Source organism: Enterobacter cloacae complex sp. IR5458 (genome assembly GCF_049238025.1).
In the GTDB taxonomy this organism is placed as follows: Bacteria; Pseudomonadota; Gammaproteobacteria; order Enterobacterales; family Enterobacteriaceae; genus Enterobacter; species Enterobacter kobei.
The window spans coordinates 229,499-230,020 of record NZ_JBMKIF010000007.1 but is presented as its reverse complement, the minus strand read 5'-3'; the positions used below and the strand labels follow the sequence as shown (position 1 = coordinate 230,020).

The window sequence follows — 522 nt, the reverse complement described above, 5'->3', positions numbered from 1 at the left end:
GAATGTTATCACGGGAGACACACGGCGGGTGCTAACGTCCGTCGTGAAGAGGGAAACAACCCAGACCGCCAGCTAAGGTCCCAAAGTCATGGTTAAGTGGGAAACGATGTGGGAAGGCACAGACAGCCAGGATGTTGGCTTAGAAGCAGCCATCATTTAAAGAAAGCGTAATAGCTCACTGGTCGAGTCGGCCTGCGCGGAAGATGTAACGGGGCTAAACCATGCACCGAAGCTGCGGCAGCGACACTATGTGTTGTTGGGTAGGGGAGCGTTCTGTAAGCCGTTGAAGGTGGCCTGTGAGGGTTGCTGGAGGTATCAGAAGTGCGAATGCTGACATAAGTAACGATAAAGCGGGTGAAAAGCCCGCTCGCCGGAAGACCAAGGGTTCCTGTCCAACGTTAATCGGGGCAGGGTGAGTCGACCCCTAAGGCGAGGCCGAAAGGCGTAGTCGATGGGAAACAGGTTAATATTCCTGTACTTGGTGTTACTGCGAAGGGGGGACGGAGAAGGCTATGTTAGCCG

General features: G+C 54.4%; 1 rRNA gene (running past one end of the window). It reads left to right on the top strand.

Features of this window, described 5'->3' with window-relative positions:
- A 23S ribosomal RNA gene (locus ACOTYN_RS08575) occupies positions 1–522 on the top strand; its annotated part runs 1,357 nt beyond the window's last position; the annotation flags it as partial.